At 66.2% G+C, this 18980-nt stretch carries 18 protein-coding genes; 6 read left to right on the top strand and 12 right to left on the bottom strand.

All coding sequences use genetic code 11. The features are described 5' to 3' along the window. Positions 1 to 37: 37 nt before the first annotated feature. Positions 38 to 940, bottom strand: coding sequence for a TauD/TfdA dioxygenase family protein (locus JZZ72_RS18640; protein WP_210014880.1), 903 nt, complete (start codon positions 938 to 940; stop codon positions 38 to 40). Positions 941 to 1121: 181 nt separating this feature from the next. Here JZZ72_RS18640 and JZZ72_RS18635 point away from each other — a divergent pair, with 181 nt between their 5' ends. Continuing rightward, the gene (locus JZZ72_RS18635; RefSeq protein ID WP_210014879.1) at positions 1122 to 2048 is read left to right on the top strand and encodes a LysR family transcriptional regulator; all 927 of its coding nucleotides are present in this window, start codon (positions 1122 to 1124) and stop codon (positions 2046 to 2048) included. On the opposite strand, the gene JZZ72_RS18630 is transcribed toward JZZ72_RS18635, so the two are convergent. After that, positions 2005 to 3051, bottom strand: a complete 1047-nt coding sequence (locus JZZ72_RS18630) for an ABC transporter substrate-binding protein (protein WP_210014878.1) — start codon at positions 3049 to 3051, stop codon at positions 2005 to 2007. The two genes, JZZ72_RS18635 and JZZ72_RS18630, sit on opposite strands and share 44 nt — an antisense overlap. Positions 3052 to 3319: 268 nt before the next feature. Between JZZ72_RS18630 and JZZ72_RS18625 the strand changes: the two genes are divergently transcribed. Genes JZZ72_RS18625 through JZZ72_RS18615 form a run of 3 tightly spaced genes read left to right on the top strand, consistent with a single transcriptional unit; the run spans position 3320 to position 7338 of the window. Beyond that, positions 3320 to 4906, top strand: coding sequence for an ABC transporter permease (locus tag JZZ72_RS18625; RefSeq protein ID WP_210014877.1), 1587 nt, complete (start codon positions 3320 to 3322; stop codon positions 4904 to 4906). Beyond that, on the top strand, positions 4903 to 5727 hold the full coding sequence (locus tag JZZ72_RS18620; RefSeq protein ID WP_043860759.1) for an ABC transporter ATP-binding protein: 825 nt from the start codon (positions 4903 to 4905) through the stop codon (positions 5725 to 5727). Before JZZ72_RS18625 ends, JZZ72_RS18620 begins: the two co-directional genes overlap by 4 nt. A gap of 9 nt (positions 5728 to 5736) precedes the next feature. Then, entirely contained in the window at positions 5737 to 7338 is a 1602-nt protein-coding gene (locus JZZ72_RS18615) for an arylsulfatase (RefSeq protein WP_210014876.1), read from the top strand. Here the strand turns inward: JZZ72_RS18615 and JZZ72_RS18610 are convergent. Continuing rightward, on the bottom strand, positions 7310 to 8002 hold the full coding sequence (locus tag JZZ72_RS18610; protein WP_054914803.1) for a Crp/Fnr family transcriptional regulator: 693 nt from the start codon (positions 8000 to 8002) through the stop codon (positions 7310 to 7312). The genes JZZ72_RS18615 and JZZ72_RS18610 overlap by 29 nt on opposite strands. An 89-nt stretch (positions 8003 to 8091) precedes the next feature. On the opposite strand from JZZ72_RS18610, the gene JZZ72_RS18605 reads away from it, so the two are divergent. Further along, entirely contained in the window at positions 8092 to 8616 is a 525-nt protein-coding gene (locus JZZ72_RS18605; RefSeq protein WP_210014875.1) for an Mpo1 family 2-hydroxy fatty acid dioxygenase, read from the top strand. An 85-nt stretch (positions 8617 to 8701) separates the two neighbouring features. Here JZZ72_RS18605 and pcaC read toward each other — a convergent pair whose 3' ends face one another. From pcaC to pcaR, 9 genes are all read right to left on the bottom strand, one after another. Continuing rightward, positions 8702 to 9094, bottom strand: a complete 393-nt coding sequence (pcaC, locus tag JZZ72_RS18600) for a 4-carboxymuconolactone decarboxylase (RefSeq protein ID WP_043860755.1) — start codon at positions 9092 to 9094, stop codon at positions 8702 to 8704. A 10-nt stretch (positions 9095 to 9104) separates the two neighbouring features. Next, positions 9105 to 9896, bottom strand: a complete 792-nt coding sequence (pcaD, locus tag JZZ72_RS18595; protein WP_054914805.1) for a 3-oxoadipate enol-lactonase — start codon at positions 9894 to 9896, stop codon at positions 9105 to 9107. An 11-nt stretch (positions 9897 to 9907) separates the two neighbouring features. Beyond that, the gene (locus tag JZZ72_RS18590; RefSeq protein WP_210014874.1) at positions 9908 to 11272 is read right to left on the bottom strand and encodes a 3-carboxy-cis,cis-muconate cycloisomerase; all 1365 of its coding nucleotides are present in this window, start codon (positions 11270 to 11272) and stop codon (positions 9908 to 9910) included. Positions 11273 to 11284: 12 nt separating this feature from the next. Next, positions 11285 to 12574 carry an MFS family transporter gene (locus JZZ72_RS18585; protein WP_054914806.1) on the bottom strand — a complete coding sequence of 430 codons (1290 nt, stop codon included), beginning with the start codon at positions 12572 to 12574 and terminating at the stop codon, positions 11285 to 11287. A 120-nt stretch (positions 12575 to 12694) separates the two neighbouring features. Further along, positions 12695 to 13900 (bottom strand): 3-oxoadipyl-CoA thiolase, encoded by a 1206-nt coding sequence (pcaF, locus tag JZZ72_RS18580; RefSeq protein WP_173925075.1) that lies wholly within the window; start codon positions 13898 to 13900, stop codon positions 12695 to 12697. After that, positions 13897 to 14676 carry a CoA-transferase subunit beta gene (locus tag JZZ72_RS18575; protein ID WP_043860750.1) on the bottom strand — a complete coding sequence of 260 codons (780 nt, stop codon included), beginning with the start codon at positions 14674 to 14676 and terminating at the stop codon, positions 13897 to 13899. The genes pcaF and JZZ72_RS18575 overlap by 4 nt, the downstream gene beginning before the upstream one ends. Then, a complete protein-coding gene (locus tag JZZ72_RS18570; protein WP_043860749.1) occupies positions 14673 to 15533 on the bottom strand; it encodes a CoA transferase subunit A in 861 nt (286 codons plus the stop codon). Before JZZ72_RS18570 ends, JZZ72_RS18575 begins: the two co-directional genes overlap by 4 nt. 236 nt (positions 15534 to 15769) lie before the next feature. Then, on the bottom strand, positions 15770 to 17116 hold the full coding sequence (locus JZZ72_RS18565; protein ID WP_043860748.1) for an MFS transporter: 1347 nt from the start codon (positions 17114 to 17116) through the stop codon (positions 15770 to 15772). Positions 17117 to 17400: 284 nt separating this feature from the next. Continuing rightward, positions 17401 to 18276, bottom strand: a complete 876-nt coding sequence (pcaR, locus tag JZZ72_RS18560; RefSeq protein WP_173925037.1) for a pca regulon transcriptional regulator PcaR — start codon at positions 18274 to 18276, stop codon at positions 17401 to 17403. 343 nt (positions 18277 to 18619) lie between these two features. Between pcaR and JZZ72_RS18555 the strand changes: the two genes are divergently transcribed. After that, on the top strand, positions 18620 to 18820 hold the full coding sequence (locus tag JZZ72_RS18555; protein WP_043860747.1) for a hypothetical protein: 201 nt from the start codon (positions 18620 to 18622) through the stop codon (positions 18818 to 18820). The last annotated feature ends 160 nt before the right edge of the window (positions 18821 to 18980 follow it).

Genomic DNA, 18980 nt, shown 5'->3' with positions numbered 1-18980 from the left:
TGCCGGCGAATAGGTATGTTCAGACACTACAAACTCATTACCCCTTCAGCGTGCGGCTACGCTGCCCCTGCACCCCCACCGGCACATCCCCCTGCAGCGTCACCCGGCGCACCACGCGCCCCTGGGTACCGTAGTCATCCACCGCATAATGCTGGGTCGCGCGGTTGTCCCAGATCGCCACGTCCCCGGCCTGCCAGCGCCAGCGCACGGTGTTCTCCAGGCGCGTCACATGGCTCTGCAGCAGGTTGAACAGGTGATCCGAATCGGCCTTCGAATAGCCCTTGATGCGCTTCACGAAATGCCCCAGCAGCAGGTGCTTCTCACCGCTCACCGGGTGCACCCGCACCACCGGATGCTCGGTCTCGTATACCGTCGAAGTGAACACCTTGCGGTAGTTCTCCAACTGCTCGAGGCTCACGTTCGGCTTGGTCGCGGCATAGTCGTACTCGTTGCTGTGCACCGCCCACAACTGCTCGGCCAGCGCCTGCAAGGCCGGTGACAGGTCATCGTACGCGCTGGCGGTATTGGCCCACACCGTATCGCCCCCCGACGCCGGCGCCACCACCGAACGCAGGATCGACGCCTTGGGGTACGCCTCGACGAAGGTCACGTCGGTGTGCCAGGAGTTGGCCCGACGCCCTTGCCCGCCATCGAGTTCCAGCAGGTAGCGGGTGCCGTCGCGCACCGGCACGGTCGGGTGCGCGATGGGCTCGCCCAGCAGGTGCGCGAAGGCTTCCTGGGTCTGGTCGTCCAGCTGCGTCTGGCCCCTGAAGAAGATCACCTTGTGCTGCACCAGCGCGGCCTGGATCGCCTCCACCACCGCCGGGGCCAGGTCGGCGCCCAGTGTCACCCCACTAATTTCGGCACCGATGCGCCCGGCCACCGGATGAATCTCCAGCGCATGGCTGACAGGTGCTGCGGCAAATGCGGTGTTGCTCATGGTTCGTCCCTCATCGGTTGCGTCACGGTAAGTGCCGATGAAACTCTGGCGCTATCTATATGCAAATAAGCTCTAACAGATATGCAAGTGCTTCATTGACGGAATAAGAGCTTGCATTTAAAACCCAGACTCCCGGGGCGGCAAATACCTTCGCCCTATTTTTGGAATGCCGGAAAAGCATATGGATCTTCGCCAACTGCGCTACTTCATCGCCCTCACCGAACACCGCAGTTTCGTGCGCGCCGCCGACGCCATGGGCATCACCCAGCCCGCCTTCAGCCGCAGTATCCAGGGCCTGGAGCAGGAGTTCGGCTGTGTGCTGGTGGACCGCGCCAACAAGGATCTGCGCCCCACGCCCGAAGGCCAGGTGGTGTTGCAGCACGCCCTGCGCCTGGTGCAGGGCGCGGCGCAGCTGAGCAGCGAGGTGCAGCAGATGACCAAGCTCGATGCCGGCGAGCTGCGCTTTGGCTGCGGCCCCGCACCGGCGGTGAACCTGGTGCCGCAGGCGGTGGCGCAGTTCATCAACGCCCACCCCAAGGTGCGCACGCATTTCGAGGTTTCAAACTGGGAAACGCTCAGCCGGGCGCTGAGCCGCGAAGAGATCGAGTTCTTCGTCGCCGACATCCGCCACTTCGAAGCCGACCCCAACTTCCAGACCCTGGCCCTGACCCCGCGCCGCGGCCTGTTCTTCTGCCGCCCCGGGCACCCGCTGCTGGCCAAGGACAGCCTGTCGACCAACGACATGTTCGACTACCCGCTGGCCTGTTCGCTGATTCCGCCAGGGGTGCGCAAGCTGCTGGCCAACCTCAGCGGCAAGACCGACTTTTCGCCGCAGATCCAGAGCGAGCACCAACCCACCCTGCTCAAGATCGTGCTCGGCACCAATGCCATCGGCATCGGCAGCGAAGAGGCCTACGGCGCGGCGGTGCAGGCCGGCGAACTGGTGCGCCTGCACTGGCGCAACCTGCCGGCCAACCTCGACAGCTTCAATGCCCGCTGCGGCATCGTCAGCCGCAGCGGCTACCGCCTGTCCCCTGCGGCGCGGGCGATGATCGAGACCCTGATCAACCTTGACCGCCAGCCTGCGCCACAGGCGCTGATCGGGTAGCCTGCGGCGCCAGCCACTGGTCGACCTTGAACGGTTTGCGAATCAGGCGTTGCTGCGCGGCGAGGTCCACCGAGGCTTGCAGGCGGGCGAGAAAGTCGGGGTCCAGGGTCGAGTCGAACACCGCGCTCAGGCGCTCCTGGCTGAGGTCACGCTGCAGGATCGCCGGCGGGTAGCTGGCACGCTCCGACACCAGCTGGATGTAGGCGTCCTTGTTGGCATCGTCGGTCAGCCATTGCACCGCCGGCTGCTGCGCGGCGACGAACTTCTCGACCACTGCCGGGTACGCATCGACGAAGGCACCAGCGGCCACCAGCACCGCCTGCACATTGCCCGCCCCGCCCAGATCGCGGGTATTGAGCGGCAGTTCGGCCAGGCCGCGATCGGCCAGCGCACTGATGCCGGTGGAGCCCCAGGTGGCGTCGATCTGCCTGGCCGCCAGGGCAGCGATGGCCGCGCTGAAATCCAGGTTGATGACCTTGAGGTCCTTCTCGCTCAGGCCCTGGCTGGCCAGCGCGGCATCGAACGAAAGCTGCGTGGCGGTGCCACGGAACACCGCCACGCGCTTGCCCTTGAGGTCCTGCAGGGTCTTGATGCCGCTGCCCGGCACCACCCCAAGGTAGTGCTTGACCCCGCGCGCGGTGGCGGCCACCAGGCGGGTGTCGACGCCATTGGCCTTGCCGATGATCGCCGCCAGGTCGCCCAGGTAGGCGAAGTCCACCTGGCCATTGGCGAACGCCTCGTTGATGACCGGCCCCGCACCCTTGAAGTAGTTCCACTGGATGCTGATGCCGTCGGCGGCGAAGGCTTTCTCCAGCAGCTGTTGCTGTTGCAGCACGTCGGTGATGCCACCGCCCGAATGCTGGGTGCCGGCACTCAGGTCGGGCACCGCGATGCGGATCTGCTTGAGCTCGGCGCCCTGCGCCAGTGTCGGCATCCAGCCGATCACGGCGGCCAGTGCGGGGGTGGCGAACAGGCTGAAAACACGATTGATCGACAGGTTCATGGCACACAGCTCCTTGTAATGGTGCGGCCACGCTACCCATAGCGGATGCCAATCTTTAAATACTATTAAATTACATTTTAATAACCATATTACATATAAGCCCTGTCAGGCCCGGCCCTGCGGGGTATGCATTGCACACAACCAAAATATGCTTCGAATGCATTGGCTGCGCGGCGAGTCAGCGGCTTTAAATGCAGTTCTTATCGCTCAATCGAATGTAATTTCTTCTGCATATACCCATAAGAAATATACAAATAGCGAGGCCTGCATGACCCGTACCGCCCTTTCCTCACTGGCCCCCGCCCCTGGCCTGCCGCGTCTGCGCAGCCTGCCCTGGCAACGCCTGCAAGCCTGGTATCTGCCCCTGCTGCTGGCGGCGGTGTGGTGGCTGGCCAGCCGCAACCACTGGATGAGCGAGCAGATACTGCCACCGCCTGCGCTGGTATGGGACAGCGCCGTGGAACTGGGTCGCGGCGAGGTGTGGGCGCACCTGGCCATCAGCCTGCAACGCCTGCTGCTGGGGCTGGTGGCCGGGGTCGGGGCCGGCGCGGTGCTCGGCGCCTGGCTGGGCTTCAGCCAGCGCGCCGAACGCCTGGTACTGCCGACTTTCAACGCCCTGGCGCAGATCCCCACGCTGGCCTGGGTGCCGCTGTTCATGGTGCTGTTCGGCATCGGCGAAGTGCTCAAGCTGGTGGTGCTGGTCAAGGCGGTGATCGTGCCGGTGACCCTGCACACCCTGGTGGGCGTGCGCGATGCCCAACCGCGCCTGCGCGAAGCGGCGGCGGTACTGCGCCTGCCCACGCACCTGCTGGTTCGCCGGCTGATCCTGCCCGCTGCGCTGCCGGCGTTTCTGGCCGGTGTGCGCCTGGCCCTGGCGGCCGGCTGGACCTCGCTGCTGGCGGTCGAGCTGCTGGCCTCCAGCGAAGGCCTGGGCTACCTGATGGTGTGGGCACGGCAACTGTTCATGCTCGACATCGTGTTCGTGTGCATCGCCGTGATCGGCGTGCTCGGGCTGCTGATGGACCGCGGCCTGGGCTGGCTCGACCGGCGCCTGCTGCACTGGCCGCACCCGGCCACCGCACAACTGCGGGTGCGCCCGCTGCGTGGCTGGCAGCGCCTGCATGCCCTGGGCCTGCCGCTGGCGCTGCTGGTGCTGTGGCAACTGGCAAGCCAGTACGGTTGGGTCGATGCGAACATCCTGGTGGCGCCGCTGGAGGTGGTGCACAGCACCTGGGCCGGCGTGCTCGACGGCACCTTGAGCGGCGCGCTGGCCGTCAGCGTCGGGCGAGCGCTGGGCGGCCTGCTGCTGGGCGGCAGCCTGGGCTTTGCCTTCGGCCTGCTGCTGGGCCTGTCGCGCCGCGCCGAGCGCCTGCTGGGCCCGAGCCTGGCCGGACTGCGTCAGATCGCGATCTTCGCCTGGGTACCGCTGCTGACCGCCTGGTTCGGCCTGGGCGAACTGGCCAAATGGGTATTCGTCGGCCTGGCGGCATTCTTCCCGCTGTTCATCGCCACCCAGCGCGCGGTTGCCAGCCTGCCTGCGCAGCTCGACGAAGCCGCCCGCGTGCTGCGCCTCAGCGGTGCCCAGCGCCTGCGCAGGCTGGTGCTGCCGGGCGCCGCGCCGGGCATCTTCGCCGGGTTGCGGGTCGGCCTGATCTACGCCTGGCTGGGCACCATCGGCGCCGAGTACTTCATGCCGTCCGGCGGCGGCATCGGCAGCCTGATGATCGGCGCCCAGCAACTGCTGCGCATGGACCTGATCATGGCCGGCATGCTGCTGGTCGGCCTCACCGGCGCCCTGCTCGGCGCCGTCGGACAACACATCGAACTGCGCGCCACGCGCTGGAGACGGGCATGAACGCACTCGCTCACCCACGGGTCAGCTTCAACCAGGTCGGCAAGCGCTTCAGCGTGGCCGACGGCGAACTGGAAGCGATCCGCGATTTCAACCTGCAGATCGCCGACGGCGAATTCGTCGCCATCGTCGGCGCCAGCGGCTGCGGCAAGTCCACCCTGCTGCGCCTGCTGGTGGGCCTGGACGCCGAGTACCAGGGGCAGATCCTGATCGACGGCCAGCCGGTGCACGGCATCGGCAGCGAGCGCGGCATCGTGTTCCAGGAGCACCGCCTGTTCCCCTGGCTGACAGTGGCCGAGAACATCGACCTGGGCCTGGTCAACGAGGGCCTGGAGCGCACCCGGCGCGCCCGGCGGGTGGCCGACTTCATCAGCCTGGTGGGCCTCGAAGACTTTGCCCAGGCCTACCCGCACCAGCTCTCGGGCGGCATGGCCCAACGCGTGGCGATTGCCCGCGGGCTGGTGGCCAGCCCGCGCATACTGCTGCTGGACGAACCCTTCGGCGCCCTCGACGCCCTTACCCGCCAGCAGATGCAGGACGAACTGCTGGCCATTCGCGAACGGGCGCGCATCACCACCCTGCTGGTGACCCACGATGTCGAGGAAGCGATATTCCTGGCCGACCGCGTGGTGGTGCTCGAACCGCGCCCGGGGCGGATCAAGCGCATCGTCGAGGTCGACCTGCCGCACCCGCGCCAGCGCGCCAGCCTGGCGTTCCACCGCTTGCGCGAAACCCTGCTGCACGAACTGACCCACGATGAGCGCTACCTGCCGCCCGCCGTGGAGCAGATCCGCGACCTGCCCCTGACCTACCTTGCCTGCTGAGTGCCGACCATGAGCCAACGCCCCAACTTCCTGATCATCGTTGCCGACGACCTGGGCTTTTCCGACCTGGGTGCCTTCGGCGGCGAAATTGCCACGCCGCACCTGGACGCCCTGGCCAATGCCGGCCTGCGCCTGACCGACTTCCACACCGCGCCCACCTGCTCGCCGACCCGCTCGATGCTGCTGACCGGTACCGACCACCACATCGCCGGCATCGGCACCATGGCCGAGGCGCTGACCCTGGAGCTGATCGGCAAGCCGGGCTACGAGGGCTACCTCAACGACCGCGTGGTGGCGCTGCCCGAGCTGCTGCGCGAGGCCGGCTACCAGACACTGATGAGCGGCAAGTGGCACCTGGGCCTGAAGGCCGAGCTGGCGCCACATGCGCGTGGCTTCGAACGTTCGTTCGCGCTGCTGCCGGGCGCGGCCAACCACTATGGCTTCGAACCCACCTACGACGAACACACCCCCGGCCTGCTCAAATCGACCCCGGCGCTGTACATCGAGGACGACACCTTCGTCGAAGCGCTACCCGAAGGTTTCTATTCCTCCGACGCCTTTGGCGACAAGTTGCTGCAGTACCTCAAGGAGCGCGACCAGAGCCGGCCGTTCTTCGCCTACCTGCCGTTCTCCGCGCCGCACTGGCCGTTGCAGGCGCCGGCCGAGGTGGTGGCGCGCTACAAGGGGCGCTACGACGCCGGGCCCGAAGTACTGCGCCAGGAGCGCCTGGAAAAACTGCGCGCCCTGGGCCTGATCGGCGCCGAGGTGCAGGCGCACCCGGTGGATGAACAATGGCAGGCGCTGAGCGACGAACAGCGCCAGCGCTCGGCACGCGCCATGGAGGTGTACGCGGCGATGGTCGAGCGCATGGACTGGAACATCGGCCGGGTGCTCGGCTACCTGCGCAACCAGGGCCTGCTGGACAACACCCTGGTGCTGTTCATGTCCGACAACGGTGCCGAGGGCGCGCTGCTCGAAGCCTTCCCCAAGTTCGGCCCGCACCTGGCCAGCTACCTGGACCAGCACTACGACAACAGCCTGGACAACATCGGCCGCGCCAACTCCTACGTGTGGTACGGCCCGCACTGGGCCCAGGCGGCCACCGCACCGTCGCGGCTGTTCAAGGCCTTCACCACCGAAGGCGGCATTCGCGTGCCGGCCCTGCTGCACTACCCGGCACTGGCGCGCCAGGGGCAGGTCAGCCATCAGTTCAGCACCGTGATGGACATCACCCCGACCCTGCTGGACCTGGCCGGCATCCGCCACCCGGGCAAACGCTGGCGCGGGCGCGACGTGGCGCCGCTGCGCGGCAAGTCGTGGCTGGGCTACCTGTCGGGCGAGACCGAGCAGGTACACGACGAGCACACCGTCACCGGCTGGGAGCTGTTCGGGCGCCGGGCTATTCGCCAGGGGCACTGGAAGGCGGTGTACATTCCGGGCCCGGTGGGGCCGGCCACCTGGCAGCTGTACGACCTGAGCATCGACCCCGGCGAGGTCCACGACCTGGCGCAGGCGCAGCCGGCAAAACTGCAGGCCCTGCTCGGCGAATGGCAGAAGTACGTCGAGGAAACCGGGGTGATCCTCAGCCAGTCGCCGTTCCAGCCGGATTAGCCATCAGTGCCAGGCGCGCGGGGTCGAGAATCTCGATCTCGCCGTAGCTCAGGCGCAGCACGCCATCCTGCTCCAGCGCCTTGAGAATCTGGTTGGTGGTCTGGCGCGACAGCGCGAGCATCAGCGCCAGTTGCTCCTGGGACAATTGCAACACCCTCCTGGCCCCCTCCACTTCGCCGTAACCGGCGGCGATCTGCAGCAGCCGGTAGGCCACCCGCGGCGCGGCACTCATCAGGCTCTGCTGCTCCAGCGCGACAAAGGCCAGGCGCAGCTTGTGGCTCATCAGCAAGGCGAATTCACGCCAGTAATGCGGTTGCGCATCCAGCAATTTCACCAGCGCGCCCTGGGGCACCCGCAGCAGGTGGGTGGCACCTTCGGCATAGGCGTCGTGGGTACGTGGCTGGTCGTCGAACAGGCAGATCTCGCCGAACCAGTGCGGGGCCTCGATCAGGGTCAGCACCGCCTCCTTGCCCTGGGCGCTGACCGCACCGATGCGGATGGCGCCATCGAGCACCGCGTACAGTCCGCAAGGCGGGTCGCCGCGCTGGAACAGGCAGGCGCCGGCCTCCAGGCTCACGGGCCGGGCCAGGTGCAGCAGGCTATCCTGCAGGGTAGCGGGCAACTGTTTGAACCAGTGACCCTGCCGCAAGGTTGAAGCGTTCATCGGGGGCCTCGTGGTGACACTGTCGGCTAGCCGACAGACGACGGTGCCTGCGCAGGGCAAGCTCGGGCAATCCTACAGGAGGAACAACAATGAAAAGCCTCGTCGAGCACCTGAGTCAATACGCGGCCTACCACCGCGACCCACGCAACATCGCCACGCACTTCGTGGGTATCCCGCTGATCGTGGTGGCGGTCACGGTGCTGCTGTCGCGTCCGGGCATGGCATTGGGCGGGGTGTGGCTTTCGCCTGCATTGCTGGTGGCGCTGTGGTCGGCGTGGTTCTACCTGCGCCTGGACACCCGCTTCGGGTTGCTGATGAGCGTGTTGCTGGGCTTGTGCCTGTGGGCCGGCCAGGTACTGGCGGTTCAAGGCACGCTGGTGTGGCTGAGTGCGGGGCTGGGGCTGTTCGTGGTGGGCTGGGTGATCCAGTTCGTCGGCCACTATTACGAGGGGCGCAAGCCGGCGTTTGTGGACGACATCAGCGGGCTGATCGTGGGGCCGTTGTTCGTGGTGGCGGAGATGGCGTTCGTGCTGGGGTTGCGCGGGGAGTTGAAGCGGTCGATCGAGGCGAATGCGGGGCCGGTGGGTAGTCGCTCGAAAAAGGCGGCGATCTGAAGGCCCGTTCGCCGGCAAGGCCGGCTCCTACAACGGCACGCACACACTGTAGGAGCCAGCCTTGCTGGCGAAGAGGCCCTGAAGATCAGGCGCGGGATTCGACGCCCAGTTCATCCCACACCGACTCCGCCAGGTGGAACGTGGCATTGGCCGCAGGGATCCCGCAATAGATCGCGCTCTGCATCAGCACTTCCTTGATCTCTTCGCGGGTCACGCCGTTGTTCGCCGCCGCCCGCAAGTGCAGCTTCAGCTCTTCATTGCGGTTCATGCCGATCAGCATCGCGATGGTGATCAGGCTGCGGGTATGGCGTGGCAACCCCGGCCGCGTCCAGATATCGCCCCACGCGTGCCGGGTGATCATTTCCTGGAACTCGCCGTTGAACTCGGTGAGGTTGCTCAGGCTGCGGTCCACATGGGCATCGCCCAGTACCGCACGCCGCACCTGCATGCCGGCCTCGTAACGTTCTTTTTCGTCCACAAGCTACTCCTCAGCGGGCCAGCAGAAAATCGATCACGCGGCGGCTGAACGGCGCGCCGACTTCAACGTTGGACAGGTGCGCCGCCTGGAACTCGGCATACTCGGCACCCACCACATGCTCCTGGATGAAGCGCCCGCCAGCCGGCGGCGTGACCGCATCGGCACTGCCGGAAATCACCAGCAGCGGCACCTTGATCTCACCCAGCTGGTCCCGGAAATCCGCATCGCGCACCGCGCCGCAGTTGGCCGCATAGCCATCGGGCGAAGTGCCCGCCAGCATGTCGGTGATGCGCTTGGCCTGGTCCGGGTTGGCCTGCGCATAGGCCTTGGTGAACCAGCGCTCGATGGAGGCGTCGCGCAGCCCCACCATCGCCGCCTCGCGGTCGCGCAGCACCATGTCGATGCGCGGGTTCCACACCTCGTCGTTGCCGATCTTGGCTGCGGTGTTGCATACGATCAGGCGGTTCAGGCGCTCGCCGGCATGGATGCCCAGCCACTGCCCGATCAGCCCGCCCATGGACAGGCCGCAGAAATGCGCCCGCTCGATCTTCAGTGCGTCCAGCAGTGCCAGCACGTCACGCCCCAGTTGCTCGATGCTGTATGGCCCCTCGGTCACCAGCGACTGGCCATGCCCGCGGGTGTCGTAGCGCAGTACCCGAAAATGCGCGGCAAATGCCGGCAGTTGCGGGTCCCACATGGTGTGGTCGGTGCCCAGCGAGTTGGACAGCACCAGCACCGGTGCGCCCTCGGGCCCGTCGAGCCGGTAGTTCAGTACGCCATCAGCGAGTTGTACGCTAGCCACAACGGCCTCCTTCAACGCTTGAATTGTTGGTGTTCAGCCACCGCCCGCGCCACCCACACGCGGGCCTGGCCCAGGTAATGAGCAGGGTCGAGCAGGCGGTCGAGTTCGTCCGCCGACAGCTCGGCAGTTACCTGCGGATTGTCGCCCAGCACGTCGCGCAGCTGACGCTGTTCGGCCACCGCACGCTTGCAGCAGGTTTCCAGCAGGTGGTGCGCGGTGTCCCGGCCCAGTCGCTGGGCCAGCACGATGCTGACCGCCTCGGCCAGCACCAGGCCCTGGGTCAGGTCGAGGTTGCGGCGCATGCGCGCAGCATCCACCTCCAGGCCCTCGGCAATCACCTGGGCCTGGCGCAGGGCGCCGGACACCAGGCAGCAGATCTCGGGCAGGGTTTCCCATTCGGCATGCCACAGGCCCAGGCTGCGCTCGTGCTCCTGGGGCATGGCCGCGAACAGCGTGGACACCAGCCCCGGTACACGGGTAGCGGCGCCGATCAGCACCGCCGCGCCCACCGGGTTGCGCTTGTGCGGCATGGTCGACGAGCCGCCCTTGCCCGGCGCAGCAGGCTCGAACACCTCCGCCGCCTCGGTCTGCATCAGCAGGCTCACATCGCGTCCCAGCTTGCCCAGGCTGCCGGCGATCATGCCCAGCACCGAGGCGAACTCCACCAGGCGGTCACGCTGGGTATGCCAGGGCTGCTCGGGCAGGCTCAGCTTGAGCTGCCCCGCCAGCGCCTCGGCCACCGGCAATGCCTTGTTGCCCAGTGCCGCCAGGGTGCCGGAGGCGCCGCCGAACTGGAGGCTCAGCAGGCGCGGCTTGAGCTCCTGCAGGCGCTGACGGTGACGGGTGAGTGCACCGAGCCAGCCGCCGATCTTCATGCCCAGGGTCACGGGCGTTGCATGTTGCAGCCAGGTGCGCCCGGCCAGCGGCGTGTCGGCATGCTGCAGCGCCTGCTGCGCCAGGCTGTCGGCCAGGCGCGCCAGGTCGGCTTCGATCAGGCCCAGGGCATCGCGCAATTGCAGCACCAGCCCGGTGTCCATCGCATCCTGGCTGGTGGCGCCCAGGTGCACGAAGCGCTCGGCTTCGGGCACGCCGCTGGCAATCACCTTGCCCAGCGCCTTGACCAGCGGGATGGCCGAGTTGCCGGCCACCGCGATGGCCTCGGCCAGGGCCGCGAAGTCATAGCGCTCGGCCTGGCAGGCCGCTTCGATCGGTGCCACCGCCACCTGCGGGATCAGCCCCACCGCCGCCTCGGCGCGGGCCAACGCGGCTTCGAAATCGAGCATGCCCTGCACCCGGCCACGGTCGGAAAACACGGCGCGCATGGCCGGCGCGGTGAAGTAGGCATCGAACAGCTGATTGCCCGGACGTTGGTTCATCGGTGGTCCTTCTCAATGATCGTGGTGCAGGTACGCCGCCTGCTTGGGCAGGCGCAGGCTGAACAGGAAGGCAATCGCCATCATCACCGTAACGTACCAGTAAAAGGCGTTTTCCATGTTCAGCGACTTGAGCCCCAGTGCCACATATTCGGCCGAGCCGCCGAAGATCGCGTTGGCCACCGCGTAGGCCAGGCCCACGCCCAGCGCACGTACCTGCGGCGGGAACATCTCGGCTTTGACCAGCCCGCTGATCGAGGTGTAGAAGCTCACGATGGCCAGCGCCAGGGTGATCAGCACAAAGGCCAGGAACGGGCTGGTGACGGTTTTCAGGGTAAGCAGGATCGGTACCGTGCACAGGGTGCCCAGGGCGCCGAACCAGAGCATCGAGGTGCGCCGGCCGATGCGGTCCGAGAGCATGCCGAACAGCGGCTGCATGCACATGTACAGGAACAGTGCACCGGTCATGATGAAGCTGGCGGTCTTGGCGCTCATGCCCGCAGTGTTCACCAGGTACTTCTGCATGTAGGTGGTGAAGGTGTAGAAGATCAGCGAGCCGCCGGCGGTGTAGCCAAGCACGGTGATGAACGCCGCCTTGTGGTTGCGGAACAGGCCGCCGAGGCTGCCGGCGTCCTTGTCGTTGCGGGTTTCGGCGCTGCTGGTCTCTTCCAGCGAGCGACGCAGGAACAGCGAGATCACCGCCGCGATGGCACCCACCACGAACGGGATGCGCCAGCCCCAGGCGCGCAGCTCATCTTCGGTGAGCAGTTGCTGCAGGATCACCACCACCAGCACCGCCAGCAGTTGCCCGCCGATCAGGGTCACGTACTGGAACGAAGCAAAGAAACCGCGCTGGCCGCGCAGGGCCACCTCGCTCATGTAGGTGGCGGTGGTGCCGTATTCGCCGCCCACCGACAGGCCCTGGAACAGCCGCGCCAGCAACAGCAGCGCCGGTGCCCAGGCACCGATGCTGGCGTAGGTCGGCAGGCAGGCGATCACCAGCGAGCCGGCGCACATCATCAGCACCGAGATCATCATCGAATTCTTGCGCCCGTGGCGGTCGGCCACACGGCCGAACAGCCAGCCGCCGATGGGCCGCATCAGGAACCCGGCGGCGAACACGCCGGCGGTGTTGAGCAGCTGCACCGTCGGGTCGTCGGAGGGGAAGAAAGCCGGGGCAAAGTAGATCGCGCAGAAGGCATAGACGTAGAAGTCGAACCATTCCACGAGGTTGCCCGAGGAGGCACCGACGATGGCGAAAATGCGTTTGCTGCGTTCTTCGCCGGTGTAATGGATTGAAGTCATGGCAATTCACTCTGGGAGGATGTCTGAAGTCTAGACACACTCGGTAACACTCACGTTCCACAGAACAATCACCCCGCTGCCCCGACCTTGCGTGGAGGTCGCAGCAGCGGGGTCATTGATTTACACGCGCTCGATGGCCAGGGCCAGGCCCTGCCCGACACCCACGCACATGGTCGCCAGGCCTTTGCGCCCGCCGGATTTCTCCAGCTGGTGCAGCGCTGTCAGCACCAGGCGTGCGCCGCTCATGCCCAACGGGTGACCCAGGGCAATGGCGCCGCCGTTGGGGTTGACCTGCGGCGCGTCGTCGGCAATGCCGAGTTCGCGCAGCACGGCCAGGCCTTGGCTGGCGAAGGCTTCGTTGAGCTCGATCACGTCGAAATCGGTGACCGCCACGCCCAGGCGCTCGATCAGCTTGCGCACCGCCGGCACCGGGCCGATGCCCATTACCCGGGGGGCAACGCCGGCACTGGCCATGCCGAGCACGCGCGCGCGCGGGGTCAGGCCATGCTTTTGCACCGCCTCGGCCGACGCCAGTATCAGCGCCGCGGCGCCGTCGTTGACGCCCGAGGCGTTGCCGGCGGTGACCGTCTTGTCCGCGCCGTTGACCGGCTTGAGCCTGGCCAGGGCTTCGAGGGTGGTGTCGGCGCGCGGGTGTTCGTCGTGCTCGACCACGGTCTCGCCCTTCTTGTGCGCGATGCGCACCGGCACGATCTCTTCGGCGAAGTAGCCGGCGGCCTGGGCCTTGGCGGTGCGCTGCTGGCTGCGCAGGGCGAAGGCATCCTGGTCGGCGCGCGATACCTGATAGTCGTCGGCCACGTTGTCGGCGGTCTGCGGCATCGCGTCCACGCCGTACTGGGCCTTCATCAGCGGGTTGATGAAGCGCCAGCCGATGGTGGTGTCTTCCAGCTTCATGTTGCGCGAGTAGGCGCTTTCGGCCTTGCCCATCACGAACGGTGCACGGGACATCGACTCGACGCCGCCGGCAATCGCCAGCTCCATCTCGCCGCTGGCAATGGCGCGAAACGCCGTGCCGATGGCGTCCATGCCCGAGGCACACAGGCGGTTGAGGGTCACACCTGGCACGCTGTCGGGCAGCCCGGCCAGCAGCAAGGCCATGCGCGCCACGTTGCGGTTGTCTTCACCGGCCTGGTTGGCGCAGCCGAAGAACACTTCGTCGAGCTGGTCCCATTGCACCGTGGGGTTGCGCTCGATCAGCGCCTTGAGCGGGACCGCCGCCAGGTCATCGGCGCGCACGCCGGCCAGGGCGCCGCCGAAGCGGCCGATGGGGGTGCGAATCGCGTCGCAGATGAATACGTCACGCATCAGGCTTCTCCCGGCGCTTGGCCGTGGGCGGCCGCGGTGCGCGCTTCGAGGTCGCGCAGCGCAGTCAGCTCGACTTCGCTCGGCGCCACGGTGGTTTCGACGCTGTCGGCAAAGCGGATCGCCCAGCCGGTGGCGGCGACGATCTGCTCGCGGGTCACACCCGGGTGAATCGAGGTGACCACGAATTCGTTGCTGCCGGCTTCAGGTTCCATGATGCACAGGTCGGTGATGATGCCCACCGGGCCGGCACCGGGCAGGCCCAGGCGTTTGCGCGAGTCGCCGCCTTCGCCGTGGCCGACCGAGGTGATGAAGTCGAGCTTGTCGACGAAGGCGCGCGAGGACTGCTTGAGGATGATCAGCACGGTCTTGGCGGAGCCGGCGATTTCCGGTGCGCCACCGGCACCCGGCAGGCGTACCTTGGGCTGGTGGTAGTCGCCGACCACGGTGGTGTTGATGTTGCCGAAACGGTCGACCTGGGCGGCGCCCAGAAAGCCCACGTCGATGCGCCCGCCCTGCAGCCAGTAGCGGAAGATCTCGCCGGTGGGCACCACGGTATCGGCGGTTTCGGCCAGCTCGCCGTCACCGATGGACAGCGGCAGTACCGTTGGCTTGGCGCCGATAGGGCCCGATTCGTAGATCAGCACCACGTCGGGCGAAGAGGTCAGGCGTGCCAGGTTGGCGGCCTTGGACGGCAGGCCGATGCCGACGAAGCACACGGCGCCGTTGCGCAGGCGGCGGGCAGCGGCAACGGTCATCATTTCATTGGTGGAGTAGCTCATTGTGCAGCCTCCGAAGCGCTGGCCAGTTTTGCCTTGAAGGCAGGGAAGTCGGCGGTGCCGCGAATGTATTCGTCGATCCAGGCGGTGAAGGTCTCACGGCTGCGGGCAATCGGGTCCCAGGCCTGGTAGAAGCGGTTGTCACGCTCGGAGTAGCCGTGCGCGTAGGACGGGTGCGCCCCGCCCGGTACCAGGCACACGGCCGACAGTGCCCAGGTGGGCAGCACGCAGGCATTCATTGGCGCGTTGAGGTCGTCGACGATCTCTTCCACGGTGACGATGCAGCGCTTGGCGGCCAGGGCGGCCTCCTTCTGCACACCCAGGATGCCCCACAGCAGCACGTTGCCCTTGCGGTCGGCCTTCTGCGCGTGGATCACGGTGACGTCCGGGCGAACCGACGGCACGGCGGCCAGCACCTCACCGGTGAACGGGCAGGTCACGCTCTTGATCAGCGGGTTGACCTTGGGCAGGTCGGAGCCGGCGTAGGCGCGCAGCACCGCGAACGGCAGGCCCGAGGCACCGGCAACGTAGGCGTTGGCGAGGTCGGCGTGGCTGTGTTCTTCGATTTCCATGGCGTGCGGCCACTGCTTCTCGACCGCGTCACGCAGGCGGTGCAGCGACCCGACACCCGGGTTGCCGCCCCACGAGAAGATCAGCTTGCGGGCGCAGCCGGCGCCGATCAGCTGGTCGTAGATCAGGTCGGGGGTCATGCGCACCAGGGTCAGATCCTTCTTGCCCTGACGAATGATTTCGTGCCCGGCGGCGGTCGGGATCAAATGCGTGAAGCCTTCAAGGGCGACGCTGTCGCCGTCGTTGACGAACTGCTTCACGGCGTCGTGGAGCGAGAGGATTTCAGCCATTGCAGACTCCTGGAGAGCGGTTTCAGAGGTGCCTCTGGGCGGCACCGGCATGAGCTCAGATTAAGGCGGCGCATTGGGCCGTACAATCCGATAATCGCCATAGCGTTCGATTATCGAACGTATTGTTGTTGTGCTAAGGATCCACAAACCATCGCGGGTCAAGCCCGCTCCCACAGGTACGGTGGAGATCCATGTGGGAGCGGGCTTGACCCGCGATAGGGGCTACTGCCAGCCGGTCAGGTCGCGTCAGCGTGGCTCACCACACCCTTGATCACCACCGCCACCGTCGCGATCGCGGCCGGGATCACCAGGGCCGTCAGCACCTGTTCGAAGTTCCAGCCCAGGCCCAGCAACGTGGCGCCCATCCAGGCCCCGAGAATCGCGCCAAACCGGCCGATGCCCAGCATCCACGACACGCCGGTGGCACGGCCCTGGGTGGGGTAGAAGCGCGCCGCCAGCGACGGCATCGCCGACTGCGCCCCGTTCACGCACATGCCGGCAATCAGCACCAGGGTCGCCAGCAGCGTGATGTTGCCCAGGCTCTGGCCCACCGCGTAGGCGAACACCCCGGCCAGCAGGTAGAAGGTGCCGATCACCTTGTGCGGGTTGTAGCGGTCCATCGCCCAGCCTACCGCCACCGCACTGAGCACGCCGCCGAACTGGAACAGCGCACCGATGAACGCCGCCTGCTCCATGCTCGCGCCGCTGTCACGCATCAGCGTGGGCAGCCAGCTGGTCAGCAGGTAGACGATCACCAGGCCCATGAAATAGGTCAGCCACAACAGCAGCGTGCCGACGCTGTAGGTGCCCGAGAAGATCACCGCGAACACGTTGCGCGCCTTGACCGTCTTCTGTTCCGGCACGCTGAAGCTGGCAGCCTGGTTGACGATGCCCGGCTCGATCGGCGCCAATGTGCGGCGTACCCGGTCGGTGCCCTTGTTGCGCACCACCAGGTAACGCGCCGACTCCGGCAGCCACACCATCAGCACCACCACCAGCAGCAGCGGCAGGATGCCGCCGATCAGCAGCAGGCTGTGCCAGCCGAACATCGGGATCAGCTTGGCGGAAATGAACCCGCCACCGGCCATGCCCAGGTTGAAGCCGCAGAACATGCTGGTGACCAGCAACGACTTGTGCCGCTCGGGGGTGTATTCGGACAGCAGCGTGGTGGCGTTCGGCATGCCGGCACCCAGGCCCAGGCCGGTCAGAAAGCGCAGCACCAGCAACTGGTCGACGTTGGTGGCATAGGCCGAGGCCAGACTGAACGCGCCGAACAGCAACACCGCGCCCACCAGCACCACCTTGCGCCCGAAACGGTCGGCCAGCGGCCCCGAGCCCAGCGCACCGAACACCATGCCGATCAGCGCGGCGCTCATCACCGGGCCCAGGCTGGCGCGGTCGATGCCCCAGTCCTGGGACAGTGCCGGGGCAATGAAGCCCATCGCGGCGGTGTCCAGGCCGTCGAGGAACACAATCAGAAAGCACAGGATGACCACCCGCCATTGGTAACGCGACAACGGCTGGGCATTGATGAACGACTGCACATCCAGGCAGTTTCCAACAGCAGCTTGGGGACTATTCATTGTTTTTATCCAGAAGATGCGCGCGAGTGTGCGGGTGCGCGCGTGAACGGCACAGACGGTCGGGTACGGGTCTTTTGGAAAGGGTCAGCTACCGTGCAGCCGGCAGGCGGGCAGGTACAGGCTGAAGCAGGACAGGGTGCAGGTCATGGGGTGTTCTCTCGCTCATTATTATTGGAGGCCGTCAGGGGCCACTTGATGCGAGGGACATTAATAAGGCGCGCGACGCGGCGCAATTCGATAAACGCAAGACTGTGCGTTTATCGAACAGGAACCGCTCGACGCATTCAACTGAACAGCTGGGTACTCAGGTCGCGGCTGGCCGCCACCATGATCGGCAGGAACTTCTGCTCCAGCTCGCTGCGACTCACCCGCCCGGCGTGGGTACTGATGTTCAGCGCCGCCAGTACCTGGCCGGAGGCGTCGTACACCGGCACCGCGATCGAACGCAGGCCCTGCTCCAGCTCCTGGTCGACCACGCACCAGCCCTGCTCGCGCACCTGCTGGAGGATTTCCAGCAAGGCTGCCGGGTCGTGCACGGTACGGCTGGTCTTGGCCTGCAGGTCGGCGTGCTCCAGGTATTCGTGCAGGGTGGCGTCGTCCAGCGCCGCCAGCAGGATGCGCCCCATCGAGGTGCAATAGGCCGGCAGGCGCCCGCCCACCGACAGGTCCACCGAAATAAGGCGCTGCACCGTCGCCGAGCGGGCGATGTAGAGAATGTCGTCACCTTCGAGGGTGGCCATGTTGCAGGCCTCGTGCAACTGGTCGCTCATGCGGTCCAGGTACGGCTGCGCCGATACCGCCAATGGCGTCGAGGACAGGTAGGCATGACCCAGGGTCAGCACCTTGGGCAGCAATGAATAGGTGCGCCCGTCGGTGGTGGCATAGCCGAGCTTGATCAGCGTGTGCAGGCAACGGCGAACCGCCGCGCGCGGGATCTCGGTGCGGTGGCTGATCTGGGCGATGGTCAGGTGCCGCTTGCGCTCCTGGAACGCCTGCACCACCGCCAGGCCCCGCGCCAGCGACGTCATGAAATCCGGGTCGCCGGTGAACGCCTGGATGCGCTTGGCCGGCGAGGCCACGATGGGCGGCGCCAACGAAGCGAAAGAGCTGCGCACGTTGTCGTTCAGGCCTGGGCCCTTGCCCCCTGTTTCTTCACTCATGACTCACCTCGGCAAACTTCACTTGGGCGATTATCGAACCATCGGCCGATAATCGCAATTGACCGATACCTACAATTGCTTATACCTTTCGCCTGCCACATGTGGCTTCTTGGAGAGACTGGTCAGGTACCCACCGTAGAAGTCCCAGGCACGGCCTTGCCCACCAGCAAGGCCGTTTTTGCTTCTGCCGGGCTGACAGGCCCCGACAGAAGGTGTAAAACAGCCATTCAACTGCAATCACCCTCGTCTTATATAGACGCTCGACACAATGGCCTGTGCCGCTGTCGTCGGGTTAAACGTGCTTGTGTTGAAATCGGCATCAACTCCAACTTCAGGAAACACTGTGACGAAAGATGAACTGCGCGCTGAACTCGAGCGCCAGGAACAACGTTACAAGGACGTTTATGGCGGAGAAGTCACCACATACGCCGCCCAACCAGACCCCGAACGCAAACCCTGGCGCAAACGTGCCAGCCTGCTGGACCAGGCATTTGCCGTGGAACTGCAAAAGATCGAAAAGGAGCTCAGCCCACAGGAGCCCTGACCCTCGGACAAAGCGCCCGCCCCTGGGCACGGCACCGGCACGAAGACGGTGCCTTGGGCGACCCTTGCGGCGTCGAAGATGAAACCGTTACGTAATCTCACAAATTTAATACGGTCGTTTGAATTATTCAGCCGTGGAAAACATCGGTTTTTTCTTGACC

Origin of the sequence: Pseudomonas palmensis (assembly GCF_017848315.1) — a bacterium.
Taxonomy (GTDB): Bacteria; Pseudomonadota; Gammaproteobacteria; order Pseudomonadales; family Pseudomonadaceae; genus Aquipseudomonas; species Aquipseudomonas palmensis.
This window is presented reverse-complemented; position numbering and strand designations above follow the sequence as displayed.